The sequence below is a fragment of the Chania multitudinisentens RB-25 genome (assembly GCF_000520015.2).
GTDB classification, from domain to species: Bacteria; Pseudomonadota; Gammaproteobacteria; order Enterobacterales; family Enterobacteriaceae; genus Chania; species Chania multitudinisentens.
In genome coordinates, this window is record NZ_CP007044.2 from 2,452,291 (window position 1) to 2,476,251 (window position 23,961).

At 51.6% G+C, this 23,961-nt stretch carries 19 protein-coding genes; 15 read left to right on the forward strand and 4 right to left on the reverse strand.

Annotation, left to right across the window (positions count from 1 at the left end):
- Positions 1-249: 249 nt before the first annotated feature.
- The 10 genes from rlmN to Z042_RS10850 all read left to right on the forward strand — a co-directional run bounded on the left by rlmN (position 250) and on the right by Z042_RS10850 (position 10,657).
- On the forward strand, positions 250-1,446 hold the full coding sequence (rlmN, locus tag Z042_RS10805) for a dual-specificity RNA methyltransferase RlmN (RefSeq protein WP_024913146.1): 1,197 nt from the start codon (positions 250-252) through the stop codon (positions 1,444-1,446).
- 97 nt (positions 1,447-1,543) lie between these two features.
- A complete protein-coding gene (pilW, locus tag Z042_RS10810) occupies positions 1,544-2,287 on the forward strand; it encodes a type IV pilus biogenesis/stability protein PilW (RefSeq protein ID WP_024913145.1) in 744 nt (247 codons plus the stop codon).
- A complete protein-coding gene (rodZ, locus tag Z042_RS10815) occupies positions 2,277-3,251 on the forward strand; it encodes a cytoskeleton protein RodZ (protein ID WP_024913144.1) in 975 nt (324 codons plus the stop codon). Before pilW ends, rodZ begins: the two co-directional genes overlap by 11 nt.
- A gap of 47 nt (positions 3,252-3,298) precedes the next feature.
- Positions 3,299-4,420, forward strand: coding sequence for a flavodoxin-dependent (E)-4-hydroxy-3-methylbut-2-enyl-diphosphate synthase (gene ispG, locus Z042_RS10820; RefSeq protein ID WP_024913143.1), 1,122 nt, complete (start codon positions 3,299-3,301; stop codon positions 4,418-4,420).
- A 140-nt stretch (positions 4,421-4,560) separates the two neighbouring features.
- Positions 4,561-5,835: a histidine--tRNA ligase gene (gene hisS, locus Z042_RS10825; protein WP_025297173.1), complete on the forward strand. Its 1,275-nt coding sequence runs from the start codon at positions 4,561-4,563 to the stop codon at positions 5,833-5,835.
- A 13-nt stretch (positions 5,836-5,848) separates the two neighbouring features.
- Complete coding sequence (locus Z042_RS10830) at positions 5,849-6,469, forward strand: YfgM family protein (protein WP_024912633.1); 621 nt, start codon at positions 5,849-5,851, stop codon at positions 6,467-6,469.
- A gap of 11 nt (positions 6,470-6,480) precedes the next feature.
- Positions 6,481-7,662, forward strand: a complete 1,182-nt coding sequence (gene bamB, locus Z042_RS10835; protein WP_024912634.1) for an outer membrane protein assembly factor BamB — start codon at positions 6,481-6,483, stop codon at positions 7,660-7,662.
- A 209-nt stretch (positions 7,663-7,871) separates the two neighbouring features.
- Positions 7,872-9,362 (forward strand): ribosome biogenesis GTPase Der, encoded by a 1,491-nt coding sequence (gene der, locus Z042_RS10840; protein ID WP_024912635.1) that lies wholly within the window; start codon positions 7,872-7,874, stop codon positions 9,360-9,362.
- A 104-nt stretch (positions 9,363-9,466) separates the two neighbouring features.
- A complete protein-coding gene (locus tag Z042_RS10845; protein ID WP_024912636.1) occupies positions 9,467-10,423 on the forward strand; it encodes an AEC family transporter in 957 nt (318 codons plus the stop codon).
- A 12-nt stretch (positions 10,424-10,435) separates the two neighbouring features.
- Positions 10,436-10,657, forward strand: a complete 222-nt coding sequence (locus Z042_RS10850) for a zinc ribbon domain-containing protein (RefSeq protein WP_024912637.1) — start codon at positions 10,436-10,438, stop codon at positions 10,655-10,657.
- A gap of 12 nt (positions 10,658-10,669) precedes the next feature.
- Here Z042_RS10850 and Z042_RS10855 read toward each other — a convergent pair whose 3' ends face one another.
- On the reverse strand, positions 10,670-11,752 hold the full coding sequence (locus tag Z042_RS10855; RefSeq protein WP_024912638.1) for a LacI family DNA-binding transcriptional regulator: 1,083 nt from the start codon (positions 11,750-11,752) through the stop codon (positions 10,670-10,672).
- Positions 11,753-12,105: 353 nt separating this feature from the next.
- On the opposite strand from Z042_RS10855, the gene Z042_RS10860 reads away from it, so the two are divergent.
- Both Z042_RS10860 and Z042_RS10865 read left to right on the forward strand, forming a co-directional pair.
- A complete protein-coding gene (locus tag Z042_RS10860; protein ID WP_024912639.1) occupies positions 12,106-13,410 on the forward strand; it encodes an MFS transporter in 1,305 nt (434 codons plus the stop codon).
- 11 nt (positions 13,411-13,421) lie between these two features.
- Entirely contained in the window at positions 13,422-15,788 is a 2,367-nt protein-coding gene (locus tag Z042_RS10865) for a glycoside hydrolase family 31 protein (protein WP_024912640.1), read from the forward strand.
- Positions 15,789-15,833: 45 nt separating this feature from the next.
- Here the strand turns inward: Z042_RS10865 and xseA are convergent, their stop codons facing one another.
- Positions 15,834-17,210: an exodeoxyribonuclease VII large subunit gene (gene xseA, locus Z042_RS10870; RefSeq protein WP_024912641.1), complete on the reverse strand. Its 1,377-nt coding sequence runs from the start codon at positions 17,208-17,210 to the stop codon at positions 15,834-15,836.
- 169 nt (positions 17,211-17,379) lie between these two features.
- On the opposite strand from xseA, the gene guaB reads away from it, so the two are divergent.
- Entirely contained in the window at positions 17,380-18,843 is a 1,464-nt protein-coding gene (gene guaB, locus Z042_RS10875; protein ID WP_154666943.1) for an IMP dehydrogenase, read from the forward strand.
- A gap of 102 nt (positions 18,844-18,945) precedes the next feature.
- Positions 18,946-20,523: a glutamine-hydrolyzing GMP synthase gene (guaA, locus tag Z042_RS10880; RefSeq protein ID WP_024912643.1), complete on the forward strand. Its 1,578-nt coding sequence runs from the start codon at positions 18,946-18,948 to the stop codon at positions 20,521-20,523.
- A gap of 149 nt (positions 20,524-20,672) precedes the next feature.
- Here guaA and Z042_RS10885 read toward each other — a convergent pair whose 3' ends face one another.
- A complete protein-coding gene (locus Z042_RS10885) occupies positions 20,673-21,596 on the reverse strand; it encodes a LysR family transcriptional regulator (protein WP_024912644.1) in 924 nt (307 codons plus the stop codon).
- Positions 21,597-21,693: 97 nt separating this feature from the next.
- Between Z042_RS10885 and Z042_RS10890 the strand changes: the two genes are divergently transcribed.
- Complete coding sequence (locus tag Z042_RS10890; protein WP_024912645.1) at positions 21,694-22,659, forward strand: NmrA/HSCARG family protein; 966 nt, start codon at positions 21,694-21,696, stop codon at positions 22,657-22,659.
- Positions 22,660-23,074: 415 nt separating this feature from the next.
- On the opposite strand, the gene Z042_RS10895 is transcribed toward Z042_RS10890, so the two are convergent.
- On the reverse strand, positions 23,075-23,917 hold the full coding sequence (locus Z042_RS10895) for an N-acetylmuramoyl-L-alanine amidase (protein WP_024912646.1): 843 nt from the start codon (positions 23,915-23,917) through the stop codon (positions 23,075-23,077).
- Positions 23,918-23,961: the final 44 nt, after the last annotated feature.

The following is a 23,961-nucleotide window of genomic DNA, read 5'->3' on the forward strand; positions in this document are numbered from 1 at the left end:
TTCAGGCAGCAGTCTGATCGATTGCAACTTGAAATTCATTGGAGATCGCGGCTGTTTTTATGCTGAAACAATAAAAATGTCTCAGGCATGGAAACCTGCTACTAAAATTTGTACAATGCCGCGCCCCGGATGAGCCACCTTATCTGGGGCGTGTTTTTATCCCCTTGTTTTTTCAAGCAGCCGCTAGGGCTGCGGTTTGAAAGATAGAGATAGCGCCATAACGTGTAACAACGAGGCCAAGAGATCATTATGTTAGAACCCATCGCATCTGAGCACTCCATGTCTGAAAACCAGCCGCTGGCTGAACTCTCTGAGCAGGCGGAACAATCGGCTACGGCCAAAATTAATCTGCTGGATTTGAATCGTCAGCAACTGCGTGAATTTTTCGCCAAAATGGGTGAAAAACCGTTCCGGGCCGATCAGGTCATGAAATGGATGTATCACTATTGCTGTGATGATTTTGAGCAGATGACCGACATCAATAAGGGTCTGCGTAATAAATTACAGAGCGTTGCTGAAATCCGTGCGCCAGAAGTGGTGGAAGAACAGCGTTCGGCCGACGGTACCATCAAATGGGCCATCAAAGTTGGCGATCAGCAGGTTGAGACGGTATATATCCCAGAGGCTGACCGTGCGACCCTGTGCGTTTCTTCGCAGGTTGGCTGTGCGCTGGAGTGCAAATTCTGTTCGACCGCGCAGCAGGGGTTTAACCGCAACCTGCGGGTGTCGGAAATCATTGGTCAGGTGTGGCGTGCGGCAAAAATCATTGGTGCTTTGAAAGTCACTGGCCAGCGCCCGATCACCAACGTGGTGATGATGGGCATGGGGGAGCCGTTGCTCAACCTGAATAACGTGGTGCCTGCGATGGAAATCATGCTGGATGATTTTGGTTTCGGTCTGTCCAAACGCCGGGTGACTCTGTCAACTTCGGGTGTGGTTCCTGCGTTGGATAAGCTTGGTGAGATGATCGACGTGGCGTTGGCGATCTCGCTGCATGCACCGAACGACAAAATCCGCGATGAGATCGTGCCGATCAACCGGAAATATAATATTGAAACCTTTTTAGCTGCGGTTCGCCGTTACCTGGAAAAGTCCAACGCGAATCAGGGCCGGGTGACCGTTGAGTATGTGATGTTGGATCATATCAACGACAGTACCGATGATGCGCATCAGTTAGCGGCGGTGTTGAAAGATACACCATGCAAGATCAACCTGATCCCCTGGAACCCGTTCCCTGGCGCACCTTATGGCCGCAGTTCCAACAGCCGTGTTGATCGTTTTTCCAAGGTGTTGATGGAATACGGTTTTACGACTATTGTTCGTAAAACCCGTGGCGATGATATTGATGCCGCCTGCGGGCAGTTGGCGGGTGAAGTGATTGATCGTACCAAGCGGACCCTGAAAAAGAAAATGGCCGGGGAACCTATCAACATACGAACGGTCTGAATCCTATAGCATGATTTTTTTGTTATCTAACAGCCTGTTATGTGAGCAGCAATTTTTTTGGCTAGCGGGTAACATGAGATAAGGAATGAGTGCAAGCATGAAGCTGAAACTGTGGAGTGTGTTGTTGGCGGCCGGTTTGCTGGTGGGGTGTTCAAGTTCGGCACCGGATAAAGGCGAACCAGCGGCGGGGCAAACGCGTTTGCAACTGGGCCTGGAATATCTGAATCAGGGCGATATGCAAGCCGCGAAGCAAAATCTGGAAAAAGCAGCGGACGCTGCTCCACAGGATTATCGTACTCAATTAGGTATGGCACTCTACTTTCAGCGGGTTGGTGATAACATCGCCGCTGAACAGCGTTATCAGCAAGCGCTGAAACTTGCACCGGGTAATGGAACCGTACTGAATAATTACGGTGCGTTTCTCTGTAGTTTAGGGCAGTATGTACCGGCCCAACAACAGTTTAGCGCCGCAGCACTGGCGCAAGATTACAGTCAGGTTGCTGACAGTCTGGAAAACGCAGGTTACTGTTTCCTCAAATCCGGGCAAAACGATGAAGCGCGTAAGTCATTGGCTCGTGCGCTGAAGGTTGATCCGGACAAGGGTGCTCCACTGTTAGTGGAGGCAGAAAAGCAATTTGGAGAAGGGAAACGCGCGCAGTCGCAACTTTTATTGGATAGTTATCAACATGTTCTGCCGGCCAGTGCCGACAGTTTATGGTTACAAATTCGTTTCGCCGCGTTAGCAGGCCGTCAAGATAGCGTTCAGCGTTATGGCAAGCAGTTAGCGCGAAGTTTTCCACAATCCAAACAGTACCAGCAGTTCTTAGCTAATGAATACTGAAGACTCCCAAGATAAAACCGTATCTATGACGACAGGCCAACGCCTGCGTCAGGCCCGTGAACAACTCGGGTTGAGTCAACAGGCCGTTGCAGAACGCCTGTGCCTCAAAATGTCTACCGTGCGCGATCTTGAAAGCGACAACATTCCTTCCGATCTCGCTTCAACTTTTGTGCGCGGTTATATCCGTTCCTATGCCAAACTGGTGCATTTACCAGAAGATGAATTGTTGCCAGGATTGGCAAAACAGGCTCCGGCCAGAGTCGCCAAAGTGGCTCAGATGCAGAGTTTTTCACTGGGTAAACGCCGTAAAAAGCGTGATGGCTGGCTGATGAGCTTTACCTGGCTGATTGCGTTTGTGGTCATTGGTTTGACGGGGGCCTGGTGGTGGCAAAATCACAAGGCACAGCAGGAAGAGATTGCCACGATGGTTGACCACTCTTCTGCGCAGCTTTCTCAAAACAATCATGACGCTCAGCCGGTGCTTCCTAATGAGGGGAGTAGCGAGCAGGCCGCTTCAGCTACGAATAATGGCGTTGCGCCTGAGAACATTACTGTTCCACCAGTAAGCAATACCGGGTTGCCACCGGTTAATAGCGAAGCTCAGATACCAGCGGTGATTGCACCAAGCCAAGCAACGATCCCTGACATGCTGGTTCCCCCTGTGGCGCAGACTCCGTTGCCGACCAATGAGGCGGTGGTAGGTGTTTCTGCTGCGGAAGCGAACGGGCTGGTGATGGATTTCTCTGGTGATTGTTGGTTGCAGGTTGTCGATGCCACAGGTAAAACGCTGTTCAGTGGTACCCAGAAAAGCGGGACTCAGTTGAATCTGGCAGGCACCGCGCCGTTTAAACTTACTATTGGTGCACCCGCAGCGGTACAGATTCGATATCAAGGTCAGCCGGTGGATTTAAGCCAGTTTGTTAAAGCAAATCGTGTTGCTCGTTTAACGGTTGCTGCGCAGTAATTGTGCGGCCTTTGGCATTACGTTAGAGCAACAATGGAGAGTCAGTGATGCATAACCAAGCACCCATTAACCGCCGAAAATCAACACGAATTTACGTCGGGAAGGTGCCTATTGGCGATGGCGCCCCCATTGCCGTGCAGTCGATGACCAACACCCGCACCACCGATGTTGCGGCGACGGTAAATCAAATCAAAGCGTTGGAGCGCGTAGGTGTCGATATTGTGCGCGTTTCCGTTCCTACTATGGACGCAGCCGAAGCGTTCCGGCTTATTAAACAGCAGGTTAATGTACCGCTGGTGGCCGATATCCATTTTGATTACCGCATTGCCCTGCAAGTGGCTGAATATGGTGTTGATTGCCTGCGCATCAACCCTGGCAACATTGGCAACGAATCACGCATTCGCTCGGTGGTTGACTGCGCACGTGACAAAAATATTCCGATCCGCATCGGCGTTAACGGTGGTTCGCTGGAAAAAGACATACAGGAAAAATACGGTGAGCCAACGCCGGAAGCGCTGCTTGAATCTGCTATGCGCCACGTTGATATTCTCGATCGTCTGAACTTTGATCAGTTCAAGGTAAGTGTAAAGGCGTCGGACGTCTTCCTGGCGGTGCAATCTTACCGTTTGTTGGCAGCACGTATCGATCAGCCACTGCACTTAGGCATCACCGAAGCCGGTGGTGCCCGCAGTGGTTCGGTTAAATCAGCCATTGGTCTGGGCCTGCTGCTGTCGGAAGGGATCGGCGACACTCTGCGTATTTCTCTGGCAGCCGATCCGGTGGAAGAAGTGAAGGTCGGCTTCGATATTTTGAAATCGCTACGTATTCGTGCGCGTGGTATCAATTTTATTGCCTGCCCAACCTGTTCGCGCCAGGAATTTGACGTGATCGGCACCGTTAACGCGCTGGAACAGCGTTTGGAAGATATCATCACGCCGATGGATGTTTCCATCATTGGCTGTGTGGTGAACGGGCCGGGGGAAGCTCTGGTGTCAACCCTTGGGGTGACGGGGGGGCACAACAAGAGCGGCTTTTATGAAGACGGCGTGCGCCAGAAAGAGCGATTTGACAACGAACAGATGATCGATCAACTGGAAGCGAAGATCCGGGCCAAAGCAACAATGCTGGATGAATCCAAGCGCATTACGATCAATCAGCTGGAAAAATAAGCACGAAAGCCAGTGTAACGGGCGTTTTAGCCCGTTTATTTATGAGCCCAGTGGGCTTAAAAGCGCATCCACGTTGAACAGCGGATGGCAAAATCCCTATAATTGGGTTCATTTTTAGATAAAACGGGCAGACAACTCACGTGGCAAAAAATATTCAAGCCATTCGCGGCATGAACGATTACCTGCCGGAAGAAACGGCGTTATGGCAGCGTATTGAAGGTACGCTCAAGCAGGTGTTGGGTGGTTATGGTTACAGCGAAATCCGCTTGCCGATTGTAGAACAGACCCCGTTATTTAAACGCGCCATTGGTGAAGTCACCGATGTTGTAGAAAAAGAGATGTATACCTTTGACGATCGCAACGGCGAAAGCCTGACGCTGCGCCCTGAAGGAACAGCGGGTTGTGTTCGTGCCGGTATTGAGCATGGTTTGTTGTACAATCAGGAACAGCGTTTGTGGTATATCGGCCCAATGTTCCGCTATGAGCGCCCACAGAAAGGCCGTTATCGTCAGTTTCATCAGCTAGGGGCAGAAGTCTTTGGCCTGCAAGGGCCGGATATTGACGCCGAACTGATCCTGCTGAGTGCCCGCTGGTGGAAAGCGTTGGGGATCGCTGAGCATGTCAGGCTGGAATTGAACTCGATTGGTTCGTTAGAAGCACGAGCCAACTACCGTGATGCGCTGGTGGCTTTTTTGGAGCAACATCAGGAAACGCTGGATGAAGATTGTAAACGGCGTATGTACAGCAACCCATTGCGTGTGCTGGACTCCAAAAATCCTGAAGTGCAGGCTTTGCTGAATGAAGCACCACGCCTTTCTGACTACCTGGATGAAGAATCCAAGATTCATTTCAATGGGTTATGTGAACTTTTGGCGCAGGCAGGTATCCCATATACCATCAACGAACGCCTGGTGCGTGGCCTGGATTATTATAACCGCACCGTATTTGAGTGGGTGACCACCAGCCTCGGGGCGCAGGGTACGGTGTGTGCCGGTGGCCGTTACGACGGCCTGGTTGAACAATTGGGTGGGCGTGCTACGCCTGCCGTGGGTTTTGCCATGGGCCTGGAACGCCTGGTGTTGTTGGTGCAGGCGGTTAACCCTGAATTCAAGGCACCTGCCACTATTGATGTCTATGTGATATCCAGCGGTGCCGGTACGCAGAGTGCAGCGATGCAACTGGCGGAAAAGGTACGTGATGCAGCACCGCAGATTAAATTGATGACTAACTATGGCGGCGGCAACTTTAAAAAGCAGATCACCCGTGCAGATAAATGGGGTGCGCGCGTTGCCCTGATCCTGGGTGAGAATGAAATGGCTGCACAGCAGGTGGTCATCAAAGATCTGCGCAGCGGCGAACAAGAAACGCTGGCGCAAAGCGAAGTCGCAGCGCGTCTGGCTTTGATGCTAGGTTAAGGAGAAGGACACCGTGGAAGTTTATACCAATGAAAACGAACAACTTGACGCTGTGCGCCGGTTCTTTGCCGAAAACGGTAAAGCTTTGGCCGTGGGCGTTGTGCTCGGTATTGGTGCCCTGCTTGGCTGGCGCTATTGGCAGAATCATCAAAACTCCAACATGATGGCAGCCTCAGAAGCTTATCAGCAGGCTACTGAACATCTTGCAGTGGGTAAAGCGGATGATGTAACGGCGGCAGAGACGTTTATCCAAGCCAACAGCAATAACTATGGCGTATTGGCGGCATTGCAACTGGCGAAGTATTTTGTTGAACAAAACGACTTTGCGAAAGCAGAGCAGCAATTGATCATGGCGCAGAGTTTGAATAAAGATGAAAGTCTGCTGGCGATGATTAACCTGCGTTTGGCGCGTGTTCAGTTGCAAGAGAAAAAGCTGGATGAAGCGCTGAAAACGCTGGATAGCGTAAAAGGCGAAGGTTGGGCAGCAATGGTGCAGGACGTGCGTGGTGATGTACTGGTGGCGAAGGGCGATATTAAAGGCGCTCAAGAAGCTTACAGTAAGGGTATCGAATCCAATGCTTCTCAGGCGCATGCGGGATTGCTGCGCGTGAAATTGAATAATTTGTCCAGCTAAGGGGAATTCCCATGCAATTGCGTAAAACACTCTTGGTCGGGCTGGTTTCTGTTGCCTTGTTGAGTGGTTGCTCACTATTTGGCGGCGAAGAAGACGTGGTCACCATGTCACCGTTGCCAAAAGTTGAAAATCAGTTCACGCCAAATAAAGCGTGGAGCACATCGGTAGGTAATGGCATCGGTGAATACTATTCCCACCTGCGCCCGGCGTTTCAGGATAGTACTGTCTATGCAGCCGATCGCCGGGGTACAGTCATCGCCATGGATCTGGCTGATGGTAAAGAGAAATGGAAAGTCGATCTTTCAGAAAAAACTCGTTTCTTCAGCAGAAATCAACCCGCGTTGTTATCCGGTGGTATGACGGTTTCTGGCTCCAACGTCTACGTTGGCAGTGAAAAAGCCGTTGTTTATGCTCTGAATACCTCTGATGGTAACGTGGCGTGGCAGACCAAAGTGGCAGGCGAAGCGCTCTCCCGCCCGGTGGTTGCTGAAGGCATGGTTCTGGTGCATACCAGTAACGGCCAGTTGCAGGCGTTGAATGAAGCAGACGGCGCCATCAAGTGGACGGTAAACCTGGATATTCCTACGTTGTCGCTGCGGGGTGAATCCGCGCCAGCCACTGCGTTTGGCGCAGCGATCGTCGGTGGTGATAATGGCCGCGTCAGTGCCGTACTGATGCAACAAGGCCAGTTAATCTGGCAACAGCGTATTTCCCAGCCGAGCGGTGCGACTGAAATTGATCGCCTGAATGACGTGGATACCACCCCGGTGATTGAGAATAACGTGGTATACGCATTGGGCTACAATGGCAACCTGACCGCGCTGGATTTGCGTTCTGGTCAGATTATCTGGAAACGTGAGATGGGCTCGGTGAATGACTTTATTGTTGACGCTGGCCGCATCTATTTGGTTGATCAGAACGATCGCGTGGTTGCCATGAACACTGACGGTGGGGTTAGCCTGTGGAACCAAAGCGATCTACTGCACCGTAATCTGACGGCACCAGCACTGTATAATGGCTATCTGGTTGTTGGGGATGCTGAAGGGTATCTGCACTGGATCAACACGACTGATGGCCGTTTCGTTGCGCAACAACAAGTAGACAGCTCCGGTTTCCTGTCTGCGCCGATTGTGGCTGATGGTAAGCTGTTGATCCAGGCGCGCGGTGGCAAAGTTTACGCATTTACCCGCTAAGGCTGCTTATCGCACCGGTTTATCTATCTGATAGATTTCAAGTTGCAGCAGATAACAAACAAATGGAACCTACGGTGCTGCTGCTTGAAAAATGAAGGTGTTAAACGGCTCCTGTCTCCAGGGGCCGTTTCGTGTTTTTAAAACCATGCTGCTGCTGTCTATTGCATTGTGTGGTTACGCATTGATTATTAAGTAATGAGGCTTCAACCATGATACCTGTCGTCGCGCTGGTCGGGCGCCCGAATGTGGGTAAATCCACCCTATTTAACCGTTTAACACAGACGCGTGATGCGTTGGTGGCGGATTTCCCCGGGCTAACGCGTGACCGTAAATATGGTCGTGCTGAGGTTGAGGGCAACGAATTTATCATTGTCGATACCGGGGGTATTGACGGTACGGAAGACGGTGTAGAAACCCGCATGGCAGGCCAATCGCTGCTGGCGATTGAGGAAGCTGACATTGTGCTGTTTATGGTGGATGCCCGCGCCGGGTTGATGCCTGCCGATCAGGGGATTGCCCAGCATTTGCGCAGCCGCCAAAAAGCCACTTTCCTGGTCGCCAACAAAACTGATGGCATGGACCCTGATACCGCCACCGCTGATTTTTATGCGTTGGGCCTGGGTGATGTGTATGCGATCGCTGCTTCTCATGGGCGCGGTGTCTCACAATTGATTGAGCACGTGCTGGTGCCGTTTCTCCCCGAAAAACCAGAGGAAGTTGAGCTGAGCGAAGAAGAGGCCAATGCCGCTTATTGGGCTGAGCAAAACGGTGAAACGGCGGAAGAAGGCGAAGAAGAAGAAGCGGAAGAAGACTTCAATCCGCAGGATCTGCCCATCAAGTTGGCGATTGTCGGTCGCCCTAATGTGGGTAAGTCCACACTGACCAACCGTATCCTTGGTGAGGAGCGTGTGGTGGTGTACGACATGCCGGGCACAACGCGCGACAGTATCTATATCCCGATGGTACGCAATGAGCGCGAATATGTGCTGATCGACACCGCCGGGGTGCGTAAGCGTGGAAAAGTCACTGAAATCGTAGAGAAATTTTCGGTCATCAAAACGTTGCAGGCCATTGAAGACGCCAACGTGGTGCTGCTGGTGATCGATGCGCGTGAAGGTATTTCCGATCAGGATCTTTCATTGCTTGGCTTTATCCTCAACAGTGGCCGTTCATTGGTGATTGCGGTCAACAAGTGGGATGGTATGAATGAGGAAGATCGCGAACATGTGAAAGAGATGCTCGATCTGCGCTTGGGCTTCGTCGATTTCGCCCGTGTGCACTTCATCTCTGCGTTGCATGGTAGCGGCGTCGGTAACCTGTTCGAATCCATATTGGAAGCCTACGAGTGTTCGACCCGCCGTGTTAATACCTCAATGCTGACCAAAATTATGCAGATGGCTATTGATGACCATCAGCCACCGTTGATTCGTGGCCGCCGAGTGAAGCTGAAATATGCTCATGCAGGGGGGTACAATCCGCCAATCGTGGTGATCCACGGTAACCAGGTGGCCGATCTGCCGGACTCATACAAACGTTATCTGATGAATTATTTCCGCCGTTCATTGAATGTGATGGGCACGCCGATCCGTATCCAGTTTAAAGAGGGCGATAATCCGTTTGCTGGCAAACGTAACCTGTTAACCCCGAATCAGATGCGTAAGCGTAAACGCCTGATGAGCCATTTGAAGAAATCAAAATAAAAAAGTAGAGCGTGGTAATGACACCGCGCTCTACTTTTATCTAACCGAAATCATTTTATTATTGGGGTATTTTTACCCCTTGCCTGCTTTTGCGAAGGAACGCCATGTCCTGGGAAACTTGGAGTTTTGCATTCAACGTCACTGTCCCGAATCTGCTGATGATGTTGTTGGGGATCGTGCTGCGCCACACTCGGCTGATGGACGACCGTTTTGTTGATGGTGCCAGCAGATTGGTATTCAATCTGGCGTTGCCCTGCCTGCTGTTTTTCAGTATTGCCACTAACCATCCACAACTGCGTGATAATTTCCCGCTGGTGGTTTACGGTGCGTTGGGCACTGTGGGGACTTTCCTGTTGCTGGAAGTGGCCGCCAAGTGGCTGGTGAAAGAGCCGCGTGAGCGCGGTGTCTTTGTGCAGGGGGGCTTTCGTGCCAATACCGCCGTTGTCGGTCTGGCCTATGCCATGACGGCTTATGGCGATGAAGGGGTGGCGATTGCCTCGCTGTATCTCACCGTCACGGTATTCCTGTTTAATGTGCTGTCGGTGATTACCCTGACGCGCAGTTTGCAAGCCGAGCCGAATAAGAGAATCAAACACCTGTCGTTGCTGCGCAGTATCGTCACTAATCCGTTGATTATCGGTTTACTGAGCGGTTTGGTCTATGCGCAGACCGGGCTGGGGATACCACCGGTGATCAAACAGACGGGCAGTTATATCTCCGGGCTTTCGCTGCCGCTGGCACTGCTGTGTACCGGTGCCAGCCTCGATTTACGCGCCATGTTCCGCTCGTCCAACGTTGCAGCGCTATCGTCAGCCGCTAAACTGTTTTTAGTGCCGATGCTGATGACCTTCGGGGGATGGCTATTTGGTTTCCACGGTGCTGCGTTGGGGATCATTTTCCTGTTCTCGGCAACCCCCACGGCCTCAGGCAGCTATGTGATGACCCGAGCGATGGGGGGCAATGCTACGCTCGCTGCCAATATCATCGCCATTACCACTGTAGGTTCATTCTTTACCACCGTGCTGGGGATTTACCTTCTCCGCTCGTGGGGTGTGATTTAATCTGGAGGAAAGATGGACGCATCCTGCCCTCGCTGTGCCCAGGTGATGAACTGGGTGAATGGTCACTATCATTGTGATACCTGCAACAGTGATTACCGGCAGCTTGCAGAATGCCCTGACTGTGGGCGGCCTCTGCAAGAATTGAAAGCCTGCGGCGCGGTAGATTACCTGTGCCAAAACGGCCATGGGCTGATTTCTAAAAAGCGTGTGAAGTTCAGCTATTGGCCGATTTAATCACCGCAAGGCTTACACATCATAAAGGCGATGATCGTGAGTGCTTACTGCGGGCGTCACTTTGTTTGGGCTGAGGCGCTTAACCGAAGCCCGCACCGCCAACCGCCCGCACAGCAGCATATTGCACGGTGGTGCATCTGGCCGCAACATCCGGCGCTGCAATAGCCCGATGGCTTCCTGCCCCAGCTCATCGCGCGGCACGTGTACCGAGGTAAGCGGCACATCGTGGATTTCTGCCAGATTGAATCCGTCGGTGCTCATCACTGAAATATCTCCCGGCACGCTGAGTTGCAGTTTTTTAAGGGCGTTCACCGCGCCAACGGCCATATAGTCGCCACCGGTCAGAATGGCGCTTGGTAATGGTGTTAACTCGCCAATCTCCTTGATAAAGGTGGTTAGGGCATGCTCCGCTTCTTCTCTACCAAAACCTGACGTGGTGACCAGATGCTGGCCATCATCGAAGGTAATGTTATGCCGTATGTAGGCTTGTTTGATACCTGCCAGACGTAGCTCCATGGTATTCCGGCGTAGACATTGCAGATTAAGAATGTGGCTATGGCCTTGCTGGAACAGATAGTTGGCAGAGTATTCACCAATTAACTGATGATCGGGCGAAACGCTGTCCAGGCGCATCTGTCGGTCTGTGCAGTTAATCAAAACACAGGGTTTATTCAGATCGGCCGCCAACGTGTGGATATGTTCATCATCAATACCGATGATCAGCGCAGCCTCGGTCTGCGGCTCGCTCATCTTCTCCATAAACAAAGCGCTGTCACTGTGCGTCTCTTCCAGACCACAGTAACGGATCCGCACTTCATGTTCTGCCAGCGCAGCGGTGATCCCCTGAATCACCTTGTAGTAGAAGATATCGGTACGCACATCGAAGGCACGCTGTGGCGCAAACACCATTACGTTATTTAACATCAACCTACCGCTGGAGAGCCCTTGCAGAATCCCATTCTGTTGCGCACACTCTTTTACCCGCCGCCGCGCCGCTGCGCTGGTATTGGATTTCCCCGCCAACACGCGTGAAACGGTACTGATAGAAAGACCGGTTTGGCGGGCGATTTCCTGTATTTTCAGCTTTCCGCTCATTTTGTGATCCTCTTCAAATTTGGTCGTGAGAATATTTTCACGGTGGCTTTCTGGCTTACAGATGGCTTCTCACAGCCATTATGACGATATCTTCATTTCACCATGAAAATTTTTGCAAAAAACGCCGTTTCGCTCCTTCTCTGCGCTGGTTAGTCTGCTTTGGTACACCAATTTTATCGATTTATCAGTCCAATTCTCTGGGCTGGACTATAAGTAAAACAAAATTAAATCATAGGGTTGTCATAGCAGCGGCGTTGTATTTGCGATGGATGTCACAAAATATCGCTGCTAACACCTCCGATACCAAAACGTGCTCTACCAAAAAAGGTGCATTGTCACCACGGAGATACGAGATGAGCGTAGAAATTGATCAAACTGCGGCGCGCAGCAGCCGCAAATTCAAATCACTGCGTTGGTGGATGCTGGCGCTGTTCTTGCTGGGGGTGACGGTTAACTATATTACCCGTAACTCATTGGGTATTCTGGCACCGGAACTGAAAACCAGCCTCAACATGACCACCGAGCAATATTCCTGGGTGGTCGCTTCGTTCCAATTGGCTTATACCGTTTTTCAACCTATTTGTGGCTGGCTGATCGATGTCATTGGCCTGAAAATGGGCTTCCTGATCTGCGCCAGTATCTGGGCGGTAGTGTGTATGATGCACGCGGGGGCTGGTACTTGGTTGCAATTGGCGCTCCTGCGTTTCTTTATGGGAGCGTCAGAAGCGGCTGCGACACCTGCCAACGCTAAAGCCATTTCCGACTGGTTCCCGAAAAAAGAGCGGCCGATCGCTGCCGGTTGGGCAGGGGTGGGGTTTTCCATCGGCGCGATGCTGGCTCCGCCAATCATCGTTATTGCTCACATTTCATTTGGCTGGCAGGGGGCGTTTTTGTTCTCTGGCGCACTGGGATTGGTCTGGGTGGTACTGTGGTGGCTGTTTTACCATTCACCAAAACAGCACCCGAATCTGAGCCAGAAAGAGTTTGATCTGATTCACGAAGATAACGAACCGATTCTGCCAAAGCTGCCGTTCTTCAAATCGTTGGCGATCCTGTGCAAAAACAAAAAATTCTACGGTATCGCTATTCCAGCCTTTCTGGCTGAACCTGCATGGGCAGTGTTCAGTTTCTGGGTTCCGCTCTATCTGGCCACCGAGCGTGGTATGGATCTGAAGCAAATCGCCATGTTTGCCTGGCTGCCGTTCCTGGCAGCGGATATCGGCAGCGTTGCCAGTGGCTATCTCACCACGCTGTATCGCAAATGGTTTGGCTGCTCACGGGTGAACTCGGTGGTGGCCAGCTCGGTCACCGGGGCTTTTATGATGGTATCGCTGGCGTTTGTGGCGATCACTAAAGATCCCTACCTTGCTATTGCCTTGATCTCGATTGGTGGTTTCGGTCACCAGGTCATTTCCTGCATGTTGAGCGCCCTGGTGGTGGAATCATTTGATAAAAACCAGATGGCGACGGTGAACGGTATGCGCGGCTCCAGCGCCTGGATTGCCAGCTTCCTGTTCACACTGCTGATTGGTGCGGTTTCCGATACCGTCGGTTTCAACCCGCTTTTCATTGCGATGGGCTTCTTCGATTTGATCGGCGCCGTATTCCTGATTGCCCTGATTGCAGAACGCGGCAAAAAACCATCACCTACTGTTTGAGTTGAATATTTATGAAGACGTTAAAGAATTGGACCTTGGCAGGGCAATACACCGACCATATTGAGTTACTGGTGGATGAGCGACACCTGTTCTGCCTTTACGTATTGGAAAACACCCTGTTTCGAGTGCTGATTAAACGCAATGGGGAACTGGCGTTGAACCGCACCTGGAGTATTGCGCCGGAAGCGGACGTTCCCTGGGAAGGGCGGGATCGTCTCAGCGTGGCCGGTTTTGGCCTGCCCGGTTACCAATTGCAGCATGACGGCGAAACATTAACGCTGGCTACTTCGCATCTGCGTGTAACGGTGCATCAGCCGCTGTGGCTGGAGTGGGAATACTGCAATGCAGACGGTGACTGGCAGCCGTTGGCTGCCGATCGCCCGACCAGTGCTTATCTGCTTAATGCGCATGGTGACGGGGTAGCCCATTATCAACGCCGCTATGCCAGCGAACGCTACTATGGCCTGGGGGAGAAAACCGGCGACTTGGAACGCAGTGGCCGCCGTTTTGAGATGCGTAATCTGGATGCGATGGGCTACAACGCGGCCAGCACCGATCCGTTGTACAAGCATATTCCATTCACTATTACGCGCCGTACAGACGTCAGCTTTGGGCTGTTTTACGACAACCTGAGCAGTTGCTGGCTGGATCTCGGCAATGAGATCGACAATTATCATCTGGCCTATCGCCGTTATCAGGCCGAAGCGGGCGATCTGGATTATTACCTGTTCTTCGGCCCACAAGTGTTGGATGTAACCAAAGCTTTTGTGCGCCTGACTGGCAAAACGCATTTTGGGCCCAAATGGAGCCTGGGCTACAGCGGCTCCACTATGCATTACACCGATGCCCCAGATGCTCAGCAGCAGTTGCAGCAGTTTATTCAACTGTGTCGGCAGCACGATATTCCTTGCGATTCGTTCCAGCTTTCTTCCGGTTACACCTCGATAGGCAACAAGCGCTATGTATTCAACTGGAACTACGACAAGGTGCCGCAGCCGAAACAACTGAGTAAAGCCTTCCACGATGCGGGGCTGAAACTGGCGGCGAATATCAAGCCTTGTTTGTTGCAAGATCACCCGCAGTACCAGCAGGTGGCTGAGCAGGGGCTGTTTATTCGGGATTCAGAGAGCGACCGCCCAGAACGCTCAAGTTTCTGGGACGATGAAGGATCGCACCTCGATTTCACCAACCCGGCCACGGTGCGCTGGTGGCAGCAGGGCGTCACCGAACAACTGCTGGCAATGGGCATCGATTCCACCTGGAATGACAATAACGAGTATGAAGTCTGGGACGGCGAAGCACGCTGCCACGGCTTTGGTCAGCCGATTGCCATCAAACATATCCGCCCGGTGATGCCATTGTTGATGATGCGCGCTTCGCTTGAGGCACAGCAGCGTTTTGCACCGCATCTGCGCTCTTATCTGATCTCCCGTTCCGGGTGCGCAGGCATGCAGCGTTATGTGCAAACCTGGAGCGGTGACAACCGTACCAGTTGGCAGACTCTACGCTACAACACCCGTATGGGATTGGGCATGAGCCTGTCGGGGCTGTTTAACGTCGGGCATGACGTCGGCGGTTTTTCCGGTGATAAACCGGATGCCGAGCTGTTTGTGCGCTGGGTGCAGAATGGTGTGATGCATCCGCGCTTTACCATTCACTCATGGAACGATGATGCGACCGTTAACGAACCCTGGATGTATCCGGCCGCTACGCCGATGATCCGTGAAGCGATCAACCTGCGTTATCGCCTGATGCCTTATTTTTACACTTTGCTGTGGCTGGCGAGCACGGATGATGAACCGATGCTGCGGCCAACGTTCCTTGATCATGAACATGATGAGCGTACCTGGCGTGAAACCGATGATTTCCTGATTGGCCGCGACGTGCTGGTGGCCAGCGTGGTGGAGCAGGGGCAGCGTCAGCGCGAGGTGTATCTGCCAGATAATGGTGATGGTTGGTATTGCTTCTACAGCGGCCAGTGGTACAGCGGGGGCCAGACCATTGTGCTGGATGCGCCGCTGGAACGCCTGCCACTGTTGGTGCGTGCTGGGGCGGCGTTGCCGATGTCACAGCGCTTGGGCCATGTGGACATCAGCGCTGACGATCGCCGTGAGTTGCGGTTATTCCCCACCAAAGGATGTGGGCGCTCGGCAGGAATGTTGTTTGAAGACGACGGTGAAAGCTATGGCTGGCAGCAGGACAATGCGCTGTGGCTGCGCTGGCAAGCGGTGAGTGATAACGCGCGCATTGAATTAACCGTGGCCGCCAAAGGGCATTTTAAACCCGCTTGGCAAACGCTGGATATCACGTTGCCTGCCGATGAAACCCGCGAACTGTGGGTGAATGGCACTCGTTGTAATACTTATGCGTTGAGCTAAACCCGGCGGCTGTGCTTGAAAGTCTCTCTCCCGCTGGAGAGAGACTTATTCCATCACCCGTTTCTTACGCGGTTTTTTCGCTACGGTGATGGTTTTCACTTCGCTTTCCACCCAGCCATCTTGCAAGCGAGTTTTCAATATTTCCCCTAACTGCGCCTGTTTGGTGGTTTTCAACAGTTCGCCACGCGGCGTTTGCGTCACGCTGTAACCACGCGCCAGAGTGGCTAATGGGCTGACGGCTTCCAACTGGCTGCAAGCCACGCCAAAGCGCTGGCGATAGGCATTAAGTTGCCGTTCCAGCCCTTGTTGCAACCGGTATTCCTGCTGCTGAATGCGTTGCTGCAAACGGTGTATCCGGCCCATCGGCTGTATTTGCGCCAGATGTTGTTGGGCGCGTTCACTGCGGCGGGAAGCCAGCCGCAGTTGCAACTGTATCCCTTCTTCAAGGCGGCGCTGTAGCTTGAATAACAGCGTTTGTTGCCGGGCCAGACGCAGGTGTGGGTGTTGCTGTTGCAGGCGGTGATTGATACGGCTGAACTGTTGTTGGCGCTGGGCCAGATAATAATCCATCGCCATTTCCAGCCGTTGCTGCTGTGCTTGCAACTGGCGCAGCAGTTCAAGCTGATTGCGGCTGACCAGTTCGGCAGCGGCGGAAGGCGTAGGTGCGCGCAGATCGGCGACAAAATCAGCGATGGTGACGTCGGTTTCATGACCAACGGCGCTGACGATGGGAATATGGCTGGCAAAAATGGCCCGCGCGACGCGTTCGTCGTTAAAGCTCCATAAATCTTCCAGCGAACCACCGCCACGGCCAACGATCAGCACATCACACTCAGCGCGGCGGTTGGCGGTTTCGATGGCTCGCACGATTTGCAGCGGAGCCTCTGCACCTTGAACCGCTGTGGGATAAATCACGATTGGCAGCGAAGGATCGCGCCGTTGCAGCACCTGCAAAATATCATGCAGTGCCGCACCGCTGGCTGAAGTGATCACGCCGACGCATTTGGCCGGGCTGGGGAGCGGTTGTTTGCGCTGTTGATCGAACAACCCTTCGGCTGCCAGACGCTGTTTCAACTGTTCGAATTGTTGTTGCAGCAAACCGTCACCGGCGGGTTGCATGCTTTCTGCAATCAATTGGTAATCACCGCGCGGTTCATACAGCGTGATGCTGGCACGCACCAGTATCTGCTGGCCGTTTTGTGGGCGGAAAGTGGTGCGACGGTTGCTGTTGCGGAACATGGCACAACGTACCTGCGCACGGTCATCTTTCAGTGTGAAATACCAGTGGCCTGAAGCGGGTTGAGAGAAGTTGGAGATTTCGGCAGAGAGCCAAATTTGCCCCATTTCCATTTCCAACAGCTCACGAACGGTCTGATTCAACCGGCTGACGGTAAAAATAGGCGGTGAAGTAGGTAGCGACATGTGACCCAGATCAAATTTTAAAACAAGCACTTAATCAATCGATATTACAGCTCTGAAACAGGTAAGCAAGAGTTTTTGTGAGAAAGTGCTGGAGGCAACCGATTACGCTCTGTATAATGCCACGGCAATATTTTATCTTTTCCCGCATCCACCTGGTGAGATATTGCCCATGCTACGTATCACAAAAGAAGCTCTAACGTTTGACGACGTTCTCCTGGTTCCAGCCCACTCCACTGTTCTGCCTAACACCGCAGATCTCGGTACTCAACTGACTCAATCCATTCGCCTGAATATCCCTATGCTGTCCGCAGCCATGGATACCGTAACCGAATCCGGCCTGGCTATTGCGCTGGCGCAGGAAGGCGGTTTGGGCTTCATTCACAAAAACATGTCTATTGAGCGCCAGGCGGAAGAAGTTCGCCGGGTGAAGAAGCATGAAAGCGGCGTGGTCACCGATCCGCAAACCGTGACACCTTGTACCACCTTGGCAGAAGTTAAAGAACTGACAGCGCGTAATGGCTTTGCTGGTTATCCGGTGGTGGCAGAAGGTAACGAACTGGTCGGGATTATTACCGGCCGTGACGTGCGTTTTGTGACTGATTTGAATCAGCCAGTGACCGCCGTGATGACGCCAAAAGAGCGCCTGGTGACCGTTAAGGAAGGTGAAGCGCATGAAGTCGTGCTGCAAAAAATGCACGAAAAACGCGTTGAAAAAGCGCTGGTGGTGGATGACAGTTTCCACCTGATCGGCATGATCACCGTAAAAGATTTCCAGAAGGCGGAACGTAAGCCTAATGCCTGTAAAGATGAACATGGTCGCCTGCGTGTCGGTGCGGCGGTGGGGGCGGGGGCCGGTAATGAAGAGCGCGTTGATGCGCTGGTTGCCGCCGGTGTTGACGTGCTGTTGATCGACTCCTCGCACGGCCATTCCGAAGGCGTGTTGCAGCGCATCCGTGAAACCCGTGCCAAATACCCAGACTTGCAAATTGTTGGTGGTAACGTTGCTACCGCTGCCGGAGCCAAAGCCCTGATGGAAGCTGGCGTAAGCGCGGTGAAAGTGGGTATCGGCCCAGGTTCTATCTGCACCACCCGCATCGTGACCGGCGTTGGTGTGCCGCAAATAACTGCGATTGCGGATGCGGTAGAAGCGCTGGAAGGCACCGGTATCCCGGTTATCGCTGATGGTGGCATCCGCTTTTCTGGCGACATCGCCAAAGCCATTGCTGCCGGCGCATCTTGCGTGATGGTGGGGTCAATGCTGGCGGGTACGGAAGAATCTCCGGGCGAAATCGAGCTGTATCAGGGCCGTTCGTTTAAATCTTACCGTGGCATGGGGTCTCTGGGGGCGATGTCTAAAGGTTCCTCTGACCGTTACTTCCAGACCGATAACGCGGCTGATAAACTGGTGCCCGAAGGCATTGAAGGCCGTGTGGCTTACAAAGGCATGCTGAAAGCCATCGTACATCAACAGATGGGGGGCCTGCGTTCCTGCATGGGGCTGACCGGTTGTGGTACGATTGACGAACTGCGTACCAAAGCTGAATTTGTGCGTATCAGCGGTGCCGGTATTCAGGAAAGCCATGTTCATGATGTGACGATTACCAAAGAGTCACCGAATTACCGCATGGGCTAATGCTTGATCTATTCCTTTAGGGGAAAACGGGGTGAGGAGGGGATCCTTCACCCCACATATACTTTTTTGCTCTTATTTCTCTGTTGCTGGAATTAGCCTCACATGTCAAAAAATATTCATAAGCATCGCATTCTCATTCTGGATTTTGGTTCGCAATATACCCAACTGGTTGCCCGCCGCGTGCGTGAGATTGGTGTTTACTGCGAACTGTGGGCGTGGGACGTCAGCGAAGAGCAGATCCGCGAATTCAACCCGAGCGGCATCATCCTTTCCGGTGGCCCGGAAAGCACCACCGAACAAAACAGCCCGCGAGCGCCGGAGTATGTATTCACTGCGGGAGTGCCCGTTTTTGGGGTGTGCTACGGCATGCAAACCATGGCCATACAGTTAGGCGGCCATGTTCAAAGTTCCAATGAGCGTGAGTTTGGTTATGCGCAGGTAGAAGTGGCTACCGAGAGCGCATTGATTCGCGACATTGAAGATGCCATCAGCCCAGCAGGCAAACCGTTGTTGGATGTGTGGATGAGCCACGGTGACAAAGTGACCGCCATCCCAGCCGATTTTGTCACCGTAGCCAGTACTGACACCTGTCCGTTCGCCATTATGGCCAACGAAGAAAAACGTTTCTACGGCGTGCAGTTCCACCCGGAAGTCACTCATACCCGCCAGGGCCAACGTATGTTGGAGCGCTTCGTGCTGGATATCTGTGGTTGTGAGGCGTTGTGGACGCCAGCGACCATCATCGAAGATGCCGTTGAGCGTATCCGCGAGCAGGTGGGGGAAGATCATGTGATCCTCGGTCTGTCTGGCGGAGTCGATTCATCGGTTACCGCGATGCTGCTACACCGTGCGATAGGCAAGCGCCTGACCTGCGTGTTTGTTGACAACGGCCTGCTGCGCCTGAATGAAGCTGACCAGGTACTGGAAATGTTTGGTGAGCATTTTGGCCTGAACATTGTGCATGTTCCGGCAGAACAGCGTTTCCTGAGCGCACTGGCAGGTATTGATGAGCCAGAAGCCAAGCGTAAAACCATTGGCCGCGTGTTTGTCGAAGTGTTCGATGAAGAAGCCTGCAAACAAAGCGCAGTGAAATGGTTGGCACAGGGCACAATTTACCCGGATGTGATCGAATCTGCCGCTTCTGCGACCGGTAAAGCACACGTCATCAAATCGCACCACAACGTGGGTGGCCTGCCGAAAGAGATGAAGCTGGGCCTGGTTGAACCGCTGAAAGAGCTGTTCAAAGACGAAGTGCGTAAAATTGGTCTGGAATTGGGGCTGCCTTACAACATGCTGTATCGCCACCCGTTCCCAGGGCCTGGTTTGGGCGTGCGCGTGCTGGGTGAAGTGAAGAAAGAATACTGCGACTTGTTGCGCCGCGCTGATGCGATCTTCATCGAAGAACTGCACAAGGCGGATTTATATAACAAAGTCAGCCAGGCATTCACCGTATTCCTGCCGGTACGTTCCGTTGGCGTGATGGGCGATGGCCGTAAATACGATTGGGTGGTTTCACTGCGTGCGGTAGAAACTATCGACTTTATGACTGCACATTGGGCGCATCTGCCGTATGAGTTCCTTGGCCGTGTTTCCAACCGCATCATCAACGAAGTCGACGGTATTTCCCGCGTGGTGTATGACATCAGCGGCAAGCCGCCAGCGACGATTGAGTGGGAATAGGTATTTAGCATCTTCTGAATGCCGTTAACGTCTTTAAAAGCCAGCCAAATCAAATGATTTAACTGGCTTTTTGGTTCCTGTTTCAATTCAGATCACTCCCCCTGGTAGTTCGAGAAAGTCTGCTGGTTTGGTCAGCGCATTTGCCCGAATCACGGGGCATTTTCGCGCGAATTCTTGTGGCCATTTAATTCAACAATCAAATTTCGCAGCCAGCGATGGCCGGCATGACCATGGCTGCGTTCGTGCCAGACTAAGCTGACGTTAAATTGCTCAGTCAGCCACGGCACATTAACCACCGAAAGCCGAGCTGGCTGCCCTTGCAATAATCGCCGTGGAACCAGAGCGACAAAGTCACTAATTAACACGATCTCAGGAACGAAAAAGAACGAAGCTGCCGACATAACAACCTTACGCTGATGCCCGAATGCCGCCAGAATATCATCGATAGGGGTTGAAAAACTGCCACCCGAAGGTGAAACAATCACATGCTCAAGCTGAGCAAAATCCTGCATTGTCAGGTTATTTTTGAGGGTAGGGTGTCCCTGCCGCCCAATCAGTACATAGGTTTCATTGAATAAATGGCGGGTTCTGAGATGCGCATGATGAGAACCCGGTGTGATAATGGCGATATCAACATCGCCATTAGCCAATTGTTGTTCTAATTGGGCTGGATCATAGTGGCGAGCGGCAATACGCACACCCGGGGCTGTTTGCCGCAAGGCTAATACAAGCGGCATAACGACAGCCGCCTGTATGTAGTCGGTACAGGCTATCGCGAGGGTTAATGTGGCCCTTTCAGGATAAAAATCCTTATGAGATTGCAGCGTGCGGCGCAGTTGATCCAAAGATTCACGTAATGGAGCAAGTAACTCAAGTGCTTTTACGGTTGGCGTCATCCCCCGCCGAGCAGGCACAAGTAAAGGATCATCAAACATATCCCTCAAACGGTTCAGTTGTGCACTGACGGCGGGTTGGCTGAGGTTAAGTCGTGCCGCAGCCTTCGTCACGTTCTGCTCTGCCAGCAATGCTTCGAGGGTAAGCAGTAGGTTTAAATCGAGGCGTGTGGTATCCATTTTGTGGATTCCTAAATATAAAATAATCGATTTCTCTTATTCCTTATTGGTCCTGATAATGCAAGCACAAACCGTATAAACCATCAGGAGCAAGCCAATGTTATTGGATAATAAGCCACTCATCACCGTGGTAGGGGCGCTGAGCAAACAAGGGCGCAGCGTTGTACGTACGCTGCTGGAAAGCCAACGTTATCGTGTACGAGCACTAACCCGCCGAATTGACTCTCCCGGAGCGCAAGACTTGGCACGTCTGGGAGCGGAGCTTATGGCTGTGCCATTAGAGTTGGGATATAAAGAGAAATTCGTTCAGGCTTTCAAGGGGGCACAGGGTGTATTTCTGATGACACCACCTATCACGCCTGAGGCGAGCCATGCAGAAACGCCCGAAGTAGAACTGGGCAAACAGATAACTGATGCTGCCGTTGAAGCTGGCGTGGAACATATTGTTTTTACTAGCCTGGAAAACGTAGAAAAAATTACGGAAGGCAAAAAATGGGTTCCACACTTTACCGACAAGGCCAGGGTTGAGAACTATATTCGCGCACAGCCCGTTACCAGTTCATTTATCTCGATGGCGTTTTTTTACACGAACCTGCTGGAATATTACCAACCACGCTTGGAAGGGGATACCCTAGTCTTTCCTATCTATCTGCCCGAAGATTTTCGTGCCCCCTTTGTTGACCCACTGACCGCGACGGGCCCAGCAGTGTTGGAAATTTTTGATCATCAGGATAAATACGCGGGCCAATATTTACCCGTTATCGGGGATATTATTTCGCCCAAAGAAATGGTTGAGACATTTATTCGCGTCAGCGGGAAAAAAGCTATTTATCGTTCGGCGTTTACTCATGAAGAACTGCTGCAACACTTCCCTGCATTTTCCAGCATGGAAGGGCTGGTTGATGAGGTGGTAGGGATGGCCGAATATGCGGTGGAGTATGGTTATTTCCGTAAAGATCGCGATCTGCTGTGGAGCCGACAAATCAATCCAGCCAGTTTGACCTGGGAGCAATTCCTGCAAACAACCGGATGGCAGGGGCAATCGCTCTCTTTTGCCCGTTGAGCCTGCACACTGCCTCTTCTGGCAGGCCTGTTGGTACGATATTCATGATTTGGTTACCTCTGGCTAATGTCAATCAAGACTTCTGCATTAAGCAAAAGTTTGTTGGTGCAGAGCACCCTGAGAATAATGGACGTCATAAACGTCTCTGGTACTACAGTGTATGTGATGACTCGCTTAGGGAGCTATATTCAGCGTAAGCAACTCTTTACATGTTCGGTTCTTTTCTCTATAGGCAGTTTTATTATTATGGAAATAAACTAGAAATAATTTTGGGATTTTTTGACAAAGGAAATAGTCAGTATATTGTGATAAAGGCTTTACCTTAGCGATAAGAAAGCTAATAGTATTAGCCTTTATCCGTTATATGAGTGACTGAATGAGTAATCGAAACACCTACGTTATTTATTGTGTGATCTCAGGTTTTATTACTCCGATACTTTTCTATTAGCGCTTTGGCAATCGATTCGGTTTCTGCATCTGCTTTGCCACTGATATCACGCTGTCTGAAATGCATCTGGAATGCGCTAATGGTTTTACGCGTTTTTTCATCCAATATCCCAGACTGAGGGATTTCATCATATCCATATTGACTTAGAGCTTTTTGGATTGTAAGCACATCAGCGGGAGTATCAGGCGATCTGCCAGCAAGATATTGTTCAACCGTCTCTTTATTGGGCCAAACTCCTATTCCCATTTCTGCTAATCTCTGCCATGGGAATAATTTCCCCGGGTCACTTTTCCTTAATGGTGCAATATCACTATGCGCAATAACATTATCAAGGGTAATATTATTTCTTTTAATTATATCTTTAGCAAGTACTGCAATCGCTGAAATCTGCTGTTCATTAAAAGGATACCAAACTTGATGCCCTAGCATATCTTCAGTAAACCCTTTGTTGACGATTTCTATGCCAATTGAGCTATCATTAATATTACTCCGGCCATTCCAATGGCTGACGCCAGCATGCCATGCTCTATTTTCCTCTGGAACAAGTTGTAATATAATTGGTTTACCATCTTTACGTTTAGGAAGGCTAGGGACAAGATAATGAGCGCTGACTTCTCCTTTGGTCAGGATCTTTAACGACGTCGCATCATCCGCTGCGGTATAGTGGAATACTAAAAACCTGATCCGATTATTTTGGCTTTGAGAGGGAAAAGCACTGTCAGTATAATAGTCACCTCTATCTTTGAGCGGTGCTTTGGAAGAACACCCTACTATTACTACTGTAAATAATGCAATAAGCAACTTTCTCATGTATTTTCCTATACTATAACTGTTTAACCTTTTCTGATGATAAG

Excerpts from the sequence above, each read along its gene's own strand:
- guaA (WP_024912643.1), top strand. The coding sequence starts at position 18,946 with ATGTCAAAAAATATTCATAAGCATCGCATTCTCATTCTGGATTTTGGT.
- Z042_RS10885 (WP_024912644.1), bottom strand. The coding sequence starts at position 21,596 with ATGGATACCACACGCCTCGATTTAAACCTACTGCTTACCCTCGAAGCA.
- Z042_RS10855 (WP_024912638.1), bottom strand. The coding sequence starts at position 11,752 with ATGAGCGGAAAGCTGAAAATACAGGAAATCGCCCGCCAAACCGGTCTT.
- ispG (WP_024913143.1), top strand. The coding sequence starts at position 3,299 with ATGCATAACCAAGCACCCATTAACCGCCGAAAATCAACACGAATTTAC.
- guaB (WP_154666943.1), top strand. The coding sequence starts at position 17,380 with ATGCTACGTATCACAAAAGAAGCTCTAACGTTTGACGACGTTCTCCTG.
- bamB (WP_024912634.1), top strand. The coding sequence starts at position 6,481 with ATGCAATTGCGTAAAACACTCTTGGTCGGGCTGGTTTCTGTTGCCTTG.
- Z042_RS10845 (WP_024912636.1), top strand. The coding sequence starts at position 9,467 with ATGTCCTGGGAAACTTGGAGTTTTGCATTCAACGTCACTGTCCCGAAT.
- rlmN (WP_024913146.1), top strand. The coding sequence starts at position 250 with ATGTTAGAACCCATCGCATCTGAGCACTCCATGTCTGAAAACCAGCCG.
- Z042_RS10890 (WP_024912645.1), top strand. The coding sequence starts at position 21,694 with ATGTTATTGGATAATAAGCCACTCATCACCGTGGTAGGGGCGCTGAGC.
- Z042_RS10895 (WP_024912646.1), bottom strand. The coding sequence starts at position 23,917 with ATGAGAAAGTTGCTTATTGCATTATTTACAGTAGTAATAGTAGGGTGT.
- pilW (WP_024913145.1), top strand. The coding sequence starts at position 1,544 with ATGAAGCTGAAACTGTGGAGTGTGTTGTTGGCGGCCGGTTTGCTGGTG.
- rodZ (WP_024913144.1), top strand. The coding sequence starts at position 2,277 with ATGAATACTGAAGACTCCCAAGATAAAACCGTATCTATGACGACAGGC.
- Z042_RS10850 (WP_024912637.1), top strand. The coding sequence starts at position 10,436 with ATGGACGCATCCTGCCCTCGCTGTGCCCAGGTGATGAACTGGGTGAAT.
- der (WP_024912635.1), top strand. The coding sequence starts at position 7,872 with ATGATACCTGTCGTCGCGCTGGTCGGGCGCCCGAATGTGGGTAAATCC.
- Z042_RS10865 (WP_024912640.1), top strand. The coding sequence starts at position 13,422 with ATGAAGACGTTAAAGAATTGGACCTTGGCAGGGCAATACACCGACCAT.
- xseA (WP_024912641.1), bottom strand. The coding sequence starts at position 17,210 with ATGTCGCTACCTACTTCACCGCCTATTTTTACCGTCAGCCGGTTGAAT.
- Z042_RS10860 (WP_024912639.1), top strand. The coding sequence starts at position 12,106 with ATGAGCGTAGAAATTGATCAAACTGCGGCGCGCAGCAGCCGCAAATTC.